Below are 14105 nucleotides of genomic sequence, written 5' to 3'. Positions count from 1 at the left end.
CACGTGCTCGCCGAAGGCGGTGAAGGCCAGGTCTCCGAACGCGCTCACTTGGAACTCCCCGGGGTCTCGGGCAGGGCACGGGTGTCGAGCAGCCGCTCGACGTACTTGGCGAGGACGTCCACCTCGAGGTTGACCGGCTCGCCGACCTGCTTGGCGCCCAGCGTGGTGAGTTCCAGCGTGGCGGGGATCAGCGAGACGGTGAACGAGTCGAGGGCCGCCTCGACGACGGTGAGGCTCACTCCGTCCACGGTGATCGACCCCTTCTCCACCAGGTAGCGCGAGATCGGCTGCGGCAGGGTGAAACGCAGCACCTCCCAGCGCGGATTCCCGTCCGCGTCGAGGTCGCCGGGCTCCCGGGAGAGCAGCGTGCCGGTGGCGTCGACGTGCCCCTGCACCAGGTGGCCGCCGAGCCGGGCGCCGAGCGCCATCGCCCGTTCCAGGTTGACCCGGGAGCCGGGGCGCAGCACGCCGAGGCTGGAGCGCTGCAGCGTCTCGCGCATCACGTCGGCGCTGAACTCGCCGTTGCGGTCGGCGAGTTGCTCGTTGCCGTCGAGGACGGTGAGACAGACGCCGTTGACCGCGATGGAGTCGCCGTGCCGGGCGTCGGCCGTCACGACGGGGCCGCGCAGGCGGATTCGGGAGGACTCGCCGATCTCCTCGATGGAGACGACCTCGCCGAGCTCTTCGATGATGCCGGTGAACACCCGGGTTCTCCTCGCGCTTGGGGCGCGGACTCCGGGGCGGCTCATGGGAGTTGACTGCGGACGGCATGCCGGACGCGGCTCCCCCGGGATGCCTGGGCGTCCTCGCCCGGCACGGGTTCGCTGCCGTCCTGCTCCGCACCCCGGCCCTCGGGTGGGCCGCGGTGATGACACGCCTGATCCGCCGCGCACGCCTCCCATCCGGACTTTAACCGTCGGTCCAGGAATTTCACCTGGTCAACCGGCCGCTGGCTGCGGACGGGTCGCGGACTGTAACCGCCGGTTCGGATTTTCACCGACCCCGGAGTGCGCTGAACGTCACTGGTACTGCATCCACATTGTTGCACGCGCGGGTGGTCCGGCCGCAAGGACGTGCCCTGTGGCCTGGTTCACGTCGGCGGCGCACCGTGGAGGGGAATAGTTCTCCGTACGGAGGGCTCCCGGCCGAGGAGTTGAATCCGCCATGGCGATGTTCATGGACGTCCACCACGGGATGGCGGGCATCACCGCCGAGCAGTTGAAGGCCGCGCACGAGGCGGACCTCGCGGCGCAGGGCGAGGAGGGCGTGGAGTTCCGGCAGGCCTGGGCCGACCCGGACTCGGGCACCGTCTACTGCCTGTCCTCCGCCCCGTCCCGGGAGGCCGTGCAGCGCGTGCACGAGCGCACCGGACACCCGGCGGACGAGGTGCACCCGGTGCCGCTGCAGGTCTGAGACCCCCCTGCCGACGGGGGCGTGAGCGGCGGTAGCGTCGGGACACGTGATCTTCGACGCCCTCGCCGCGGACGCGATCCGCGAACCGGCCCGCCTGCGGGCCCTGTACGAGCAGCCGAGCGCGATGGTGCGGCGCAAGCAGGTGGACCACCTGCACGAGGCGGCCCGCCGGCTGATCGGCTGCTCGTCCCTGGTGTTCGTCGCCACCGCCGACGCCGACGGCAACTGCGACGCCACGCCCCGCGGCGGCCCGCCCGGCTTCGTCGCGGTGCTGGACGAGCACACCCTGGCGATCCCCGACGCCACCGGCAACCGGCGGCTGGACAGCCTGCACAACATCGCCGCCACCGGGAAGGCCGGGCTGCTCTTCGTCGTCCCCGGCCGGGAGGCCACCCTGCGGGTCAACGGGCGGGCCTGCGTCAGCGAGGACCCCGAGTTGCTGGCCCGGCTGACCCCGGTGGGGAAGCCGCCGCGCACCGCGATCGTGGTGGCCGCCGACGAGGTGTACGGGCACTGCCCGAAGGCCCTGCTGCGCTCGGCCGCCTGGCGCCCCGAACGCTGGCTGCCCGCGGACGCGGCGCCCAGCTCGGCCGAGATCACCCTCTCCCACCTGGGCGATCCGGCGCTCACCCTGGAGCAGGTGGTGGCCGCCGAGGAGGAGTCGCTGCGGCTGCGCTACGAGTGAGCAGGGACCGCGGGGGTTGCGCGGGGGCTGGTGCATGCTGGGGGAACGGGGTTTCCGCATAGGCGGAACTTTGGGGGGCCATAGTTTCGGCTTATGACGACATAAGCCGGAGCACCGTACCGGGCGCGCCCGCCGGCCGGAAGGCTGAGCGGTACGCGCCCCGAGTCGAACAGGAGTACCTGCCCATGCCCCGCCCCGTCCGGGTGGCCATCGTCGGTTCCGGCCCCGCCGGGATCTACGCCGCCGACGCGCTGCTGAAGTCCGACCTCGCCGCCGCGCCCGGCGTCTCGATCGACCTGATCGAACGCCTGCCCGCCCCCTTCGGCCTGATCCGCTACGGCGTCGCCCCCGACCACCCCCGGATCAAGGGCATCGTCACCGCCCTCCACCAGGTCCTCGACAAGCCCCAGGTCCGCCTGCTCGGCAACGTCGACTACCCCGGCGACCTCTCGCTCGACGAACTGCACCGCTTCTACGACGCCCTGGTCTTCGCCACCGGCGCCGAGGCCGACCGCGACCTGAACATCCCCGGCATCGAGCTCGACGGCTCCTACGGCGCCGCCGACTTCGTCTCCTGGTACGACGGCCACCCCGAGGTCCCGCGCACCTGGCCGCTGGAGGCCGAACAGGTCGCCGTCCTCGGCGTCGGCAACGTCGCGCTCGACGTCGCCCGCGTCCTCGCCAAGACCGCGGACGAGCTGCTGCCCACCGAGATCCCGCCGAACGTGTACGAGGGCCTGGCCGCGAACCGCGCCGTCGAGGTGCACGTGTTCGGCCGGCGCGGCCCCGCCCAGGCCAAGTTCTCGCCGATGGAACTGCGCGAACTCGACCACTCCCCCACCATCGAGGTCGTCGTCGACCCCGAGGACATCGACTACGACGAGGGCTCGATCGCCACCCGGCGCGCCAACAAGCAGGCCGACATGGTCGCCTCGACGCTGGAGAACTGGGCGATCCGCGACATCGGCGACCGGCCGCACCGCATCCACCTGCACTTCTTCGAGAACCCGGTCGAGGTGCTCGGCGAGGACGGTCGCGTCGTCGCGCTGCGCACCGAGCGCACCGAACTCGACGGCACCGGCAACACGGTGGGCACCGGCACCTTCCGCGAGTGGCCCGTCCAGGCGGTCTACCGGGCGGTCGGCTACCGCTCCGACGAACTGCCCAAGCTGCCCTTCGACGCCCTCACCTCGACCGTCCCGCACCAGGCCGGCCGGGTCCAGGAGAACGGCGCCCACCTGCCCTCCGTCTACGTCACCGGCTGGATCAAGCGCGGCCCCGTCGGCCTGATCGGCCACACCAAGGGCGACGCCAACGAGACCGTCGCCTGCCTGGTCGCCGACCACGCCGCGGGTCTGCTCCGCGAGGCGGCCGAACCCGCCGAGGACGCCGTCCTCGACTTCCTGCGCGCCCGCGGCGTCGACTTCACCACCTGGGAGGGCTGGCACCACCTGGACGCCCACGAGAAGGCCCTCGGCGCGGCCGAGGGCCGCGAGCGGGTGAAGGTCGTCGAGCGGGTGGGGATGCTGGACGCTTCGCGCAGCGAGAGGTCTGCGGAACGCAACAGCGCTGCGCGCTGACGGGCGCGAAAGCGACGGACGCGAAAGCGACGGGCGCGAAAGCAGGGGCGCGGGGAACTGCGCGCGGCGGGAGTCGCACGTCAGCAAGTTCGCGGGATAGTGCAAGTGGCTGTCCTGCGAGGCGATCTGGCTGTGCGTGCTTGCTTGGCCGCGCAGTTCCCCGCGCCCCTGCTTTCGCCTTTCGCCTCACATCTCACATCTCACATCGTGATGGTCGCTCCGGCGGTCTCGGCGACGATCGGGTCGTGGGTGGCGACCAGGGCGGCGCAGTGGCGGCGTTGTGCGGTGGTGGCGATGAGGGTGGTGAGGGTCGCGGCTTGGGAACGGTCGACGGCGGCGGTGGGTTCGTCGATCAGGAGGAGGTCGGGTTCGAGGAAGAGGGCCCGGGCGAGGGCGACGCGTTGGCGTTCGCCGCCGGAGAGTTGGTCGGCGCGGTGGTGGAGGCGGTGGGCGAGGCCGACTTCGGTGAGGGCGTGTTCCGCCGCGGCGCGCAGCCGCCTGGCGGGGCGGCCCGCGACGGAGGCGGCGGCGAGGAGTTGTTCGACGGCGGTGAGGCCGGTGAGCAGGTTGCCGCTCTGGAACATGTAGCCGATCCGTTCGCGTCGGACCTGGGCCCGTTCGGCGTCGCCGAGGGCCGCCAAATCGGTTGTGCCGAGCAGGACTTGGCCCGCGTCGGGGCGGAGCAGGGCGCCGGCGACGGCGAGCAGGGTGGACTTGCCGGAGCCGGAGGGGCCGACCAGGGCGGTGAGGACGCCGGGGGCGCAGGTGGCGTCGACGGCGCGCAGGACGGGGGTGCGGGCGTCGCCGTGGCCGAGGGCGACGCTCACGCCGCGCAGGGTGAGTTCGGTCATCGTCCGGCTCCCAGCATGGTCATCGGGTCCGCCTTGGCGACCCGGCGGAGGGTGAGGGCGGCCCCGGCGAGGGCGGCGAGGGCGACGGCGCCCATGGTGGTGGCGAGGGACAACCCCGGGAGGCTGAACGGGACTTCGGTGCCGACCAGCAGGCCGACCGCGGAGGCGAGCGCGGCGCCCGCCAGGGTGCCGCCGAGGACGACGGCGGCGGCCTGGGCGAGGGTGTGGCCGAGCAGGCGGCGGCGGGAGGCGCCCATGGCGCGCAGCAGGGCGAGTTCGGGTTGGCGCTGGACCGTCCAGACGCCGAAGAACGCGCCGACCACCAGCGGGGCGATCAGGTAGAGGAAGAACTGGATGGACGTCATGGTGACGCGTTCGCCGGTGTAGCCGGGGGCGGCCGCGTACGCCTGCTCGACGGTGAGCGTGCGGGTGCCGAACTCGTGGTCGGCGTCGGCGAGTCGGGCTCCGCCGTCGGCCTGCAGGGCGATCGCGGCGTACTGCTGCGGGAGGGCGGTGGCGGGGGTGGTGGCGCCGGGGGTGGTGAAGCGGATGCGCTGCCAGGTGGCGGTGGTGACGTAGCCGGCCGGGACGTGGCCGTAGGAGGAGCGGCCGGTGATGCCGGTGACCTTGAGGGCGATGCCGAGCCGGTCGACGGTGAGGGTGTCGCCGATCCGCACGCCCTCTTCGGCGAGTTTCCGGGAGATGACCAACTGGTCGTCGCCGCCGAGGCGTTGGCCGTCCTCGGCGCCGGGGTCGAGGAAGGAGCCGGGTTCGACGCCGAACGCGGCGAGGTCGACCTCGGTGTGCCGGTCGGTGGTGCCGCGGGTGAGGGAGACGCCGAGCGGGGCGGCCCGGACGCCGGGCTGCCGGCGCCAGCGGTCGAGCGTCTCGGCGGGGACGAGGCTGCGGGCGAACTGGTCGGTCCCGGCGTCCGGGGAGAACGCCAGGTGGGTGGCGGGCAGGCGGCGCAGGGCGGAGACCGTGTCGTCGCCGAGGCCGGTGGTGAATCCGGAGACGATCCCGACCAGGGCGGCGACCAGCAGGACGACGCAGCCCATGAGCAGGAAACGGCCGCGGGCGGCCTTGAGTTCGAGCAGGGCGAGGTACACCGTGCTCCTTCCAGGATGGGGACGATGCGTCCCCAACATAGGGCATGGCGACGCACTGTCCCCAAACCGGGGCCCCGGCCGGGCCGACGGGACCGACGGGGCCTGCTCCTAGACTGGGCGGGTGCCGAAGATCAGTGCCTCCACCGTCGCCGACCACCGCGCCCAGCAGTACCGGGCGCTGGTCACGGCCGCCCGCGAACTGCTGGAGGCCGAGGGCGACGGCGCCGCGGTGACCTTCGCCGCCGTCGCCCGTCGCACCGGCCTGGCCCGCAACAGCGTGTACAAGTACTTCCCGGACCGGGCCGCGCTGCTGGCCGCCGTCGTGCACGAGTCCACCCCGCGGTGGACCGAGCGGATCGCCGCCGCGATGGCCGCCGCCCGCACCCCCGAGCAGCAGGTCGCCGCGTACGTGCGCGCCCAGTGCGAGCTGGTGCGGGACGGCGAGCACCGGATCGCCCGCGCGCTGGCCGGCGACCGGGACGCGGCGGCGCTGCGCGAGGCCGCCGGGGACGCCCACCGCAGGCTGCTGTCGCCGCTGGTCACCGCGCTCTCCGAGCTCGGCGACCGGGCGCCGCTGCGCACCGCGCAACTGCTCCAGGGCCTGGTGAACGCGGCCGTCACCGCCCTGGAGTCCGGCGCCCCGTACCGGCCGACCACCGAACGGGCCACCGCGCTGGCGGTGGCCTCACTGGCGGCCCTCCGGCCGAACTGACCGGTCGAGTGCCCCGTACCGCACGGGACTCGGCGTCCGTCAGGCCGGGGCGGGTTCCAGTTCGGCCCGGCCGGCGGCGTCGGAGAGTTTGATCAGGACGGCGGTCAGCAGCCAGTTGGCGGTGAGGGAGGAGCCGCCGGCGGCGAGGTAGGGCAGGGCCTTGCCGGTGAGCGGGATGAGGCCGGTGACGCCGCCGACCACGACGAAGACCTGGAGGGCGAGGGCGGCGGCGAGGCCGGTGGCGAGGAGTTTGCCGAACGGGTCGGTGACGGCCACGGCGGTGCGCAGGGCGCGCTGCACCAGCAGGCCGTAGAGCAGCAGGACGGCCATCGAGCCGGCCAGGCCGAGCTCTTCGCCGATGGTGGTGAAGATGAAGTCGCTGCGCCCGGCGAAGCCGATCAGGAACGGGCGGCCCTGGCCGAGGCCGGTGCCGAGGACGCCGCCGGAGCCGAGGCCGAAGAGCGCCTGGGCGGGCTGCTGGGAGATCAGGGCCGGGTCGTGGACGGGCCGGTAGATGTCGAGGGGGTGCAGCCAGGCTTCGACCCGGCCGTGCACGTGGGGTTCGAGGTCGCCGACCACGGCGGCGCCGCCGACGGCCATCAGCAGGCCGATGACCACCCAGCCGGTGCGTTCGGTGGCGGTGTAGAGCATCACCACGAAGACGCCGAAGAAGATCAGCGAGGTGCCGAGGTCGCGTTCGAAGACCAGCACCAGCAGGCTGACCGCCCAGATCGCCAGCACCGGTCCGAGGTTGCGGCCGCGCGGCAGTTGCAGGCCCCAGACCCGGCGGCCGGTGAGCGCGAGGGCGTCCCGGTTGGCGGTCAGGTAGCCGGCGAAGAAGACCGCGATGGCGACCTTGACGAACTCGTCGGGCTCGAAGGAGAGCCCGCCGAGGCGGATCCACCGCTTGGCGCCGAAGCTGTCGCCGGGGAAGAACGCGGGCGCGGCCAGCAGCACCAGCGCGCCCGTCATGATCAGGTAGACGTACTTCTGGAACAGCCGGTGGTGCCGGACCGCGGCCAGCACGCCGACGGCCAGCAGCGCGGCGATCACCGTCCACTGCACCTGGCCGGGCGCGGCGGGGAGCTTCTGCCAGTCGCCCTTGTCGGCGTGCCAGAGCTTGTACGAGTAGTCGAGGCGGTCGAGCAGGACCAGTCCGAAGCCGCTGAGGAAGACCGCGAGCGGCAGGATCAGCGGGTCCGCGTACGGGGCGAAGCGGCGGACGGCGAGGTGCAGCAGCAGGGCGAGCGCGCCGAGGCCGGCGCCGTAGGGGAGCAGGCCGGGCGGGAGGGCGTCGCGCAGGGCGAGGCTCGCGCCGGTCCAGGCCGCCAGGCAGACCGCCACCGCGAGCAGCAGCAGGGCGAGTTCGCGGCGACGGCGGTGTGCGGCGCGGCGTCGGCCCGCGCTGCGCGGGGCGGTTTCCACCCTGGCTCCCCCACTCGGTAGATTCTACAGCGGTGTAGACGTCGGAACCGGGTCCGCGGTTGCGGGCCGGGCCCGCGACGGCGCCCGGGTCCCGGCTGGGCCCCGCTCTCGGCAACCGCCGCCCGAAGGAGGACCACCGGCATGACCCACCCCGCGGCCGTCGCGCCCTGGCACTGGTCGGCGCTGGCCGACACCTGGACCCTGGAACCGGCGGTGGCCGCCCTGTCCGCGCTGCTCGCGGCCGGCTACCTGGCCGGCGTCCGCCGCCGCCGTCGCACCGGCGGGGCCGACGGGGACGGCCCGTGGCCCTGGCACCGCACCGCGGCGTTCCTGGGCGGGCTGGCGGTCTGGGTCTGGACCACCTGCTCCGGCCTCGGCGCGTACGAGCGGGTGCTGTTCACCGACCGCGCGGTGCAGCTGGTCCTGCTGCTGATGCTGGTGCCGATGCTGCTCGCGCTGGGCGCGCCGGTCTCGCTGCTGGCCGACGCGCTGCCGGCGGCGGGCCGCGCCCGGCTGCGGGCCGCGCTGTCCGGCCGGACCTCCCGGGTGCTGATGTTCCCGCTGGTGTCCACCGTGCTGCTGGTCGCGCCGCCCTGGCTGCTGTACTTCACGCCGCTGTACGGGCGGACGCTGACCGACCCGCTCGGGAACACCGCCTTCCACCTGGTCCTGGTGCTGATCGGCCTGCTCTACTTCTGGCCCCGCCTGCAGCTGGACCCGGTCGCGCACGCGTACCCGCTGATGATCGGCGTGGTGATCACCTTCGTCGAGGTGGTCTTCGACGCCGCCCTCGCCCTGGTGCTGCTGTACGGCGGCCACGTGATCGCCGAGCCGTACTACGCGGGCCTGGCCCGCGACTGGGGGCCGACGCTCGCCCGCGACCAGTTCGTCGGCGGCAACGCGATCTGGATCCTCGGCGACCTGGTCGGCCTGCCCTTCCTGTGCGCGCTGATCCGCCGCCTGATCGTCACCGGGCGCGCCGAGACGGCGGCGGTGGACGCCGCCCTGGACGCGGTGGAGGAGGCCAGGGCGGTGGCGGCGGCGACGGCCGTGGCGGCCGGGACCGACGCCCCCGCCGGGGACCGGCCCTGGTGGCTGGACGACCCCAACCTCCGCCACCGCTACGGCGGTTGACCTCGCCGGCCGGTCGGCCGGGCGGCGGGGTGCGACGCAGCTCACGGGCCGTCCGCGCCGCGCCGGGGAATGCGCCTCCCGGAGTCCGGGTTGCACCGGGCGTACGGTTGAATACCCAGGGGGGTATCAACGAGAGAGGTTCGACGACATGGCGAACACCCACGCGCCCTCGGACGCCCACCCCGGCGGCATCACCGCCACGCTCACCGGCACCACCTTCGCGGAGGCCGCCGACCGGGTCCGCGCGGCCCTCGCCGAGCAGGGCTTCGGCATCCTCACCGAGATCGACATGACCGCCACCCTGCGCGCCAAGCTCGGCGTCGAACTGGAGGACTACCTGGTCCTCGGCGCCTGCAACCCCCCGCTCGCCCACCGCGCCCTGGAGGCCGACCGCCGGATCGGCCTGCTGCTGCCCTGCAACGTCGTCCTGCGCACCGCCCCCGGCGGGACGGCCGTCCTGGTCGAGGCCATGGACCCGCAGCTGATGGTGCAGTTCACCGGCCGCCCCGAACTCGCCGCCATCGCCGACGACGCGGCCGCCCGCCTGCGCGCGGCCCTCGCCCCGCTGGGCGGATGAGCAGCTGACCGACCACCCGGGGCGCCCCGCACCGCGGGGCACGCCCCGGGCTCCGCACGACCTCCAAAATACCCCCCAGGGTATTATCAGTCCCCTCGCGCTTGGAGAGAGACCAGTGAACCGCTCCGCCCCCGCCCCGGCCGTCCAGGCCATCGCGGCCGACCCGTCCCGGCCGGGACTGCTGGGCCGTCTCGGCGTGTGGTCCGTACGACACTTCAAGGCCGTGATGGCCGGCTGGCTGGTGCTGGTGATCGGGCTGGGCGCGTTCGCCCCGCAGGTCACCTCCGCGCTGTCCGGCGCGGGCTGGCAGGCCGACGGCTCGGACTCGGTGCAGGTCCGCACGCTCGCCGAGGAGCACTTCGCGGGCAACGCCTCGTCCGCGATCCAGATCGTGGTGGCCGCGGACCGCCCGGTCGACGATCCCGGCGTGCGGCAGGTGGTCGACCGGGCCGCCGCGCTGGCCGCCGCCGACGGCCGGATATCCACCGTGATCCCGCCGCAGCCCGGCGCCACCGTCAGCCCGGACGGCCGGACCGCCGTGCTGCTGGCCGGGGCCGCCGCCTCGCCGGACGACATGGTGCGGGCCGCCGACGACCTCAAGGAGCCGCTGCGCGCGCTCTCCGGCGACGGCGTCGAGGTCAGCGCGACCGGCGCGTCCGTGCTGTGGAGCGACTTCAACACGGCCAACCACGACGCGATGATGAAGTCCGAGTTCATGTCCTGGCCGGTCACCCTGGCCATCCTGGTCCTGGCCTTCGGCTCGCTGGTCGCCGCCGGACTGCCGCTGCTGCTCACCATGGCGGGCCTGGCCGCGTCGGCCGGATCGCTGGTGCTGATCGGCCACCTGCTGCCGGTCTCGGTGTGGGCGATGAACTTCGCGATGATGTTCGCACTCGCCCTCGGCATCGACTACGCGCTGTTCCTGGTGGTGCGCTTCCGGGCCGCCCGGGCCGCCGGGAAGGACGGCCCGCGGGCCGTCGCCGAGACCATGGACACCGCGGGCAAGGCCGTCCTGCTGTCCGGTGCGACGGTGCTGGTCAGCCTCTCCGCCGTGATGCTGGTGCCCGCGCCCGCGTTCCGCTCGATGGCCGGCGGCATCATGCTGGCCGTGCTGTTCGTGCTGGCCGCGACGCTCACCCTGCTGCCCGCCGTCCTCGGCAAGCTCGGCCACCGGGTCGACGCGGTGTCCCTGCCCTGGGCCGAGCGGCAGCGGCAGACCTCACCGCGGTTCGCCGCCTGGGGCGAGCGGCTGTGGAAGCACCCGCTGCGCTGGGGCGCCCTCGCGCTGACCGTGCTGCTCGCACTGGCCGCGCCGGTGATCGGGCTGCGCACCGCGATGCCCTCGATCGACGTGCTGCCCACCGACGCCGGCGCCCGCACCGGGTACGCCGCCGTCCAGCAGGCGTTCGGCCCCGGCACCCCCGGCACCCTGCAGATCCTCACCCCCGCCGACCGGGCCGCCGACACCGTGCGGACCGTCGCCGCCAACCCCGGCATCGCCGGGGTGCTGCCCGCCCAGGACGCCGCCGACGGCTCCGGCTGGGCGATGGTGCAGGCCGTCCCGACCGTCGACCCGTCCGACCCCGGACTCGGCCGCACCGTCGACACGCTGCGCGCCGAACTGCCCGACCGCACCCTGGTCGGCGGCGCCTCGGTGGAGAACCTCGACCTCCAGCACCTGCTGACCGAGAAGACCCCGCTGGTGATCGGCGTGGTGATGGCGCTCGGCTTCGTCCTGCTGCTGTTCGCGCTGCGCGCCCCGCTGATCGCGGCCCTCGGCACCGCCGCCGGACTGCTGTCCACCGGCGCCGCGTTCGGCGTGGCCCGGCTGGTCTTCCAGGACGGGCACGGCGCCGGGCTGCTCGGCTTCACCCCGCAGGGCTTCCTGGACGGCTGGGCCCCGGTGTTCTTCTTCGCCATGATCTTCGCGATCGCGATGGACTACACCGTCTTCCTGCTGGCCTCCGCGAAGGAGCAGTACGAGCGCACCGGCGACCCGAAGCAGGCGATGGTCGGCGCGCTGGCCCACTCCGGCCGGGTGGTCTTCGCCGCGGCGGCCGTGATGGTCGCGGTGTTCTTCACCTTCGCGCTGTCCGGCCCGCTGCCGCCCAAGGAGATGGGCATCGTGCTGGGCGTGGCGGTCCTGCTGGACGCCGCCCTGGTCCGGCTGGTGCTGCTGCCCGTCCTGCTCCGCCTCGCCGGGCGCGCCGCCTGGCACACCCCCCGCTGGCTGGACCGCGTCCTGCCCCGGATCCCGTTCTCGCACTCCTGACCCCCGCCCCCGTACGGAAGGAACCCCTCCCATGTGTCGTCGCGTCACCTGCAAGTCCTGCGGCAAGCCGACCTTCGCCGGCTGCGGCATGCACGTCGACCAGGTCCTGGCCGGCGTACCGAAGGCGCAGCGCTGCTCCTGCGCGGCGGACGCCAAGGCCGCCAAGACCGCCAAGGCGGCGGGGGACGCCGGGAACGCCGGGAGCACCGGGGGCGCGGCCGCGCCGGCCGGGTCCTGGTTCTCCCGGCTGTTCGGCCGGAGCTGACGCCGCGTCGAACCGTCCGGGCCCGCTCCGGGAACGCCCCCGCCCCGCACGCCGCGGGGCGGGGGCGTCCGCGTCAGTGCACCGGCAGCCGCTCGGCGGCCGGCTCCCGCTCGGCGTCCAGCACCCGTTCGGCCAGCTCCGGGTCGAGGGCGACCCGGACCAGGGCGTCGGCCAGCCGGTGCAGGTCGGACGGGTCGACCAGGGCCGCCAGCCGGTCCGGCTCGACGGGGAGCCCGAGGCGTTCGGCACCGACCGGCACCCGGGCGTCCAGCGCCGGACGCAGGTGCGGCCAGACGGCCTGCGCGTCGCGGCAGAACGCGGCGGCACCGGCCGGGCCGATGCCCGGGAAGCGCTGCAGCAGGGCCCGGGTGCGGTCCGGGCGGTACTGCGCCGCCGCGGCGAGCCCGCGCAGGTCGCCGCCGTACTCGTCCTCGGCCAGCCGGGCGCAGTCGCTGAGCCGGGTCGCGGTGCCCTCGGCGAAGTGGCGGTAGCGCCCGGCGATCAGCGCCTCCTTGCAGTGCAGCCGCCCCAGCTCCAGGGTTCCCGCGGGCGTGCCGGCCCCGGCGGCGATCAGCGCGGCCGTGCCGGTGACGGCGATCGAACCGTGGATCCGGGCCGACGCCAGATTGCTCAACACCAGGAGCTGCCACAGCGGTTCGGCCCGGTCCGCGAGCACGATCCCCGCCTGTTCCGGGTACGTGCCCCCCGCGCTCTCCAACAGCACCGCCACCCGCCGTCGTGCGTCCACTCCGGACCTCCCGCCACTGATTCGCCGACGAACCGCCGACTGTCGGGGCCGACGGTACGCGGCGGCCGCCCCGACCGGCCCGCAGCCACGCCGCGAGCCCCCGGCCCGTTCCACCGGGCAACGGGCACCCGGACCGGCGGACGCGCGGGCGTGCGGGGGTGCGCGCGGGCGCGAACTCCGGCGCGGGCTCGGTGCGGCAGTCGCGAGCCCAGTGCGAAAGCCGCGAGCCCAGTGCGGCAGCCGCGGGCTCAGTGCAGCAGTGCGGCGACCTCGGCCAGCGAGTGCACCCGCGGCACGGACGACTCCTCGCCGCTCGGCTCGCGGTCCAGCCAGATGCCCAGCAGCCCGGCGGCGGTGGCCGCCTGCGCGTCCACGTCGAGCCGGTCGCCGACGTACGCGGTGCGCTCGGGGGCCACGCCGAGGGTGCGGCAGGCCAGCCGGAAGATCTCCGGATCGGGCTTGGCGCAGCCCGCCTCGGCGGAGGCCGTGGTGTGCGGGACCAGCACGTCGAGGCCGACGGCGCGCAGCTTGCGCCGCTGGACGTCGCCCTCGCCGTTGGTGATCACGCCGGTCCGCCGCGACGCGCCCAACTCCCGTACCGCGCGCGGCGCGTCGGGGTAGGCCCGCCAGGAGCGCTCGTAGCGCCGCAGGTACCCGGCGAACCAGGCGTCGGCGCGGTCGGCCGGCCACTCCCCCAGCCCGAGGTGGGCGGCCAGGCCCACGGCCCGGTTGCGGCGCTGCTGCTGGACGGTCACCTCGCCGGTCAAGTAGCGGTCGTACTCGACCCGTTCGAGGCGGCGCCAGAACCGCAGCACCTCGTCCCGGTCGAACCCCCGCCCGGACAGCTCCGCCGCGACCCCGGCCAGCACGGCCGCCTCGGCCGCCCCGTCGTGGTCCACCAGCGTGCCGTCGAGGTCGAACAGCACCGCTTCGATCACCGTCCGCCTCCCGTCCTCCCCCGGCCACCCTACCGGCCGCTGACTTCCCGTCACCACCCGGCCACCCCCCGCTCACCTGGCGGCTCGGCCCGGGGGCTCAGCGGGCAGGGGTGTCGTGTTCGAGGGACAGGAGGGCGTCGAGGAGGTGGGTGGGGGCGGGGTTGCGGGCGGGATGGGCTTCGGTGCGGACGGCGGTGGGGCGCCAGTGGCCGCCGGGGGCGGGCGCGAAGGCGAGGGCCCAGAGTTCGTGGCCGGTGTCGGCGCGGTGGAGGTGGAGGGTGCCGTCGGCGGTGTGGGTGAGCCAGTGGCGGGTGCGCAGGCCGGCGCGGTAGCGGTTCCACTGCCGGTCGGACCAGCGCAGGTCGGGGACGGGGTGGGGGCGGGGCAGTTGCATCG

The 14105-nt window shown here is 74.5% G+C and carries 14 protein-coding genes, 1 pseudogene and 1 riboswitch; of the genes and pseudogenes, 8 read left to right on the top strand and 7 right to left on the bottom strand.

Going from position 1 to position 14105, the window contains the following annotated elements; translation table 11 throughout:
• Positions 1-44: 44 nt before the first annotated feature.
• Positions 45-704 carry a riboflavin synthase gene (locus IH44_RS0122070; RefSeq protein ID WP_030461405.1) on the bottom strand — a complete coding sequence of 220 codons (660 nt, stop codon included), beginning with the start codon at positions 702-704 and terminating at the stop codon, positions 45-47.
• Between the two features lie 182 nt (positions 705-886).
• Positions 887-1014: riboswitch (FMN riboswitch) on the bottom strand.
• Between the two features lie 150 nt (positions 1015-1164).
• Between IH44_RS0122070 and IH44_RS0122065 the strand changes: the two genes are divergently transcribed.
• From IH44_RS0122065 to IH44_RS0122055, 3 genes are all read left to right on the top strand, one after another.
• A complete protein-coding gene (locus IH44_RS0122065) occupies positions 1165-1413 on the top strand; it encodes an SCO4226 family nickel-binding protein (RefSeq protein ID WP_030461404.1) in 249 nt (82 codons plus the stop codon).
• A 46-nt stretch (positions 1414-1459) separates the two neighbouring features.
• Positions 1460-2098, top strand: a complete 639-nt coding sequence (locus tag IH44_RS0122060) for an MSMEG_1061 family FMN-dependent PPOX-type flavoprotein (RefSeq protein ID WP_030461403.1) — start codon at positions 1460-1462, stop codon at positions 2096-2098.
• A gap of 185 nt (positions 2099-2283) precedes the next feature.
• Positions 2284-3678: an FAD-dependent oxidoreductase gene (locus tag IH44_RS0122055; RefSeq protein WP_030461402.1), complete on the top strand. Its 1395-nt coding sequence runs from the start codon at positions 2284-2286 to the stop codon at positions 3676-3678.
• A gap of 200 nt (positions 3679-3878) precedes the next feature.
• Here IH44_RS0122055 and IH44_RS0122050 read toward each other — a convergent pair whose 3' ends face one another.
• The gene (locus IH44_RS0122050; protein ID WP_030461401.1) at positions 3879-4529 is read right to left on the bottom strand and encodes an ABC transporter ATP-binding protein; all 651 of its coding nucleotides are present in this window, start codon (positions 4527-4529) and stop codon (positions 3879-3881) included.
• A complete protein-coding gene (locus tag IH44_RS0122045) occupies positions 4526-5638 on the bottom strand; it encodes an FtsX-like permease family protein (RefSeq protein ID WP_030461400.1) in 1113 nt (370 codons plus the stop codon). Before IH44_RS0122045 ends, IH44_RS0122050 begins: the two co-directional genes overlap by 4 nt.
• 121 nt (positions 5639-5759) lie before the next feature.
• On the opposite strand from IH44_RS0122045, the gene IH44_RS0122040 reads away from it, so the two are divergent.
• The gene (locus tag IH44_RS0122040) at positions 5760-6350 is read left to right on the top strand and encodes a TetR/AcrR family transcriptional regulator (protein ID WP_030461399.1); all 591 of its coding nucleotides are present in this window, start codon (positions 5760-5762) and stop codon (positions 6348-6350) included.
• Between the two features lie 39 nt (positions 6351-6389).
• On the opposite strand, the gene IH44_RS0122035 is transcribed toward IH44_RS0122040, so the two are convergent.
• Positions 6390-7775, bottom strand: a complete 1386-nt coding sequence (locus IH44_RS0122035) for an FtsW/RodA/SpoVE family cell cycle protein (RefSeq protein WP_030461398.1) — start codon at positions 7773-7775, stop codon at positions 6390-6392.
• 141 nt (positions 7776-7916) lie between these two features.
• Between IH44_RS0122035 and IH44_RS0122030 the strand changes: the two genes are divergently transcribed.
• The 4 genes from IH44_RS0122030 (at position 7917) to IH44_RS41285 (ending at position 12023) form a co-directional block, all read left to right on the top strand.
• Entirely contained in the window at positions 7917-8909 is a 993-nt protein-coding gene (locus IH44_RS0122030) for a cytochrome c oxidase assembly protein (protein WP_051817171.1), read from the top strand.
• A gap of 148 nt (positions 8910-9057) precedes the next feature.
• Positions 9058-9486, top strand: a complete 429-nt coding sequence (locus IH44_RS0122025) for a DUF302 domain-containing protein (RefSeq protein ID WP_051817170.1) — start codon at positions 9058-9060, stop codon at positions 9484-9486.
• A gap of 115 nt (positions 9487-9601) precedes the next feature.
• Complete coding sequence (locus IH44_RS0122020; RefSeq protein WP_030461395.1) at positions 9602-11758, top strand: MMPL family transporter; 2157 nt, start codon at positions 9602-9604, stop codon at positions 11756-11758.
• Positions 11759-11789: 31 nt separating this feature from the next.
• Positions 11790-12023: a hypothetical protein gene (locus IH44_RS41285; protein WP_035955991.1), complete on the top strand. Its 234-nt coding sequence runs from the start codon at positions 11790-11792 to the stop codon at positions 12021-12023.
• A 73-nt stretch (positions 12024-12096) separates the two neighbouring features.
• On the opposite strand, the gene IH44_RS0122010 is transcribed toward IH44_RS41285, so the two are convergent.
• The 3 genes and pseudogenes from IH44_RS0122010 to IH44_RS0122000 all read right to left on the bottom strand — a co-directional run.
• A complete protein-coding gene (locus tag IH44_RS0122010) occupies positions 12097-12771 on the bottom strand; it encodes an endonuclease (RefSeq protein ID WP_198545022.1) in 675 nt (224 codons plus the stop codon).
• Between the two features lie 248 nt (positions 12772-13019).
• On the bottom strand, positions 13020-13709 hold the full coding sequence (locus IH44_RS0122005; protein WP_030461393.1) for an HAD family hydrolase: 690 nt from the start codon (positions 13707-13709) through the stop codon (positions 13020-13022).
• Between the two features lie 97 nt (positions 13710-13806).
• Positions 13807-14105 (bottom strand): annotated as a pseudogene (locus tag IH44_RS0122000) (hypothetical protein); the annotation flags it as partial.

It is taken from the genome of Kitasatospora sp. NRRL B-11411 (assembly GCF_000721345.1).
Taxonomy (GTDB): domain Bacteria; phylum Actinomycetota; class Actinomycetes; order Streptomycetales; family Streptomycetaceae; genus Kitasatospora; species Kitasatospora cineracea.
The sequence above is the reverse complement of the archived record's forward strand: the minus strand, read 5'-3'. Positions and strand labels throughout refer to the sequence as shown.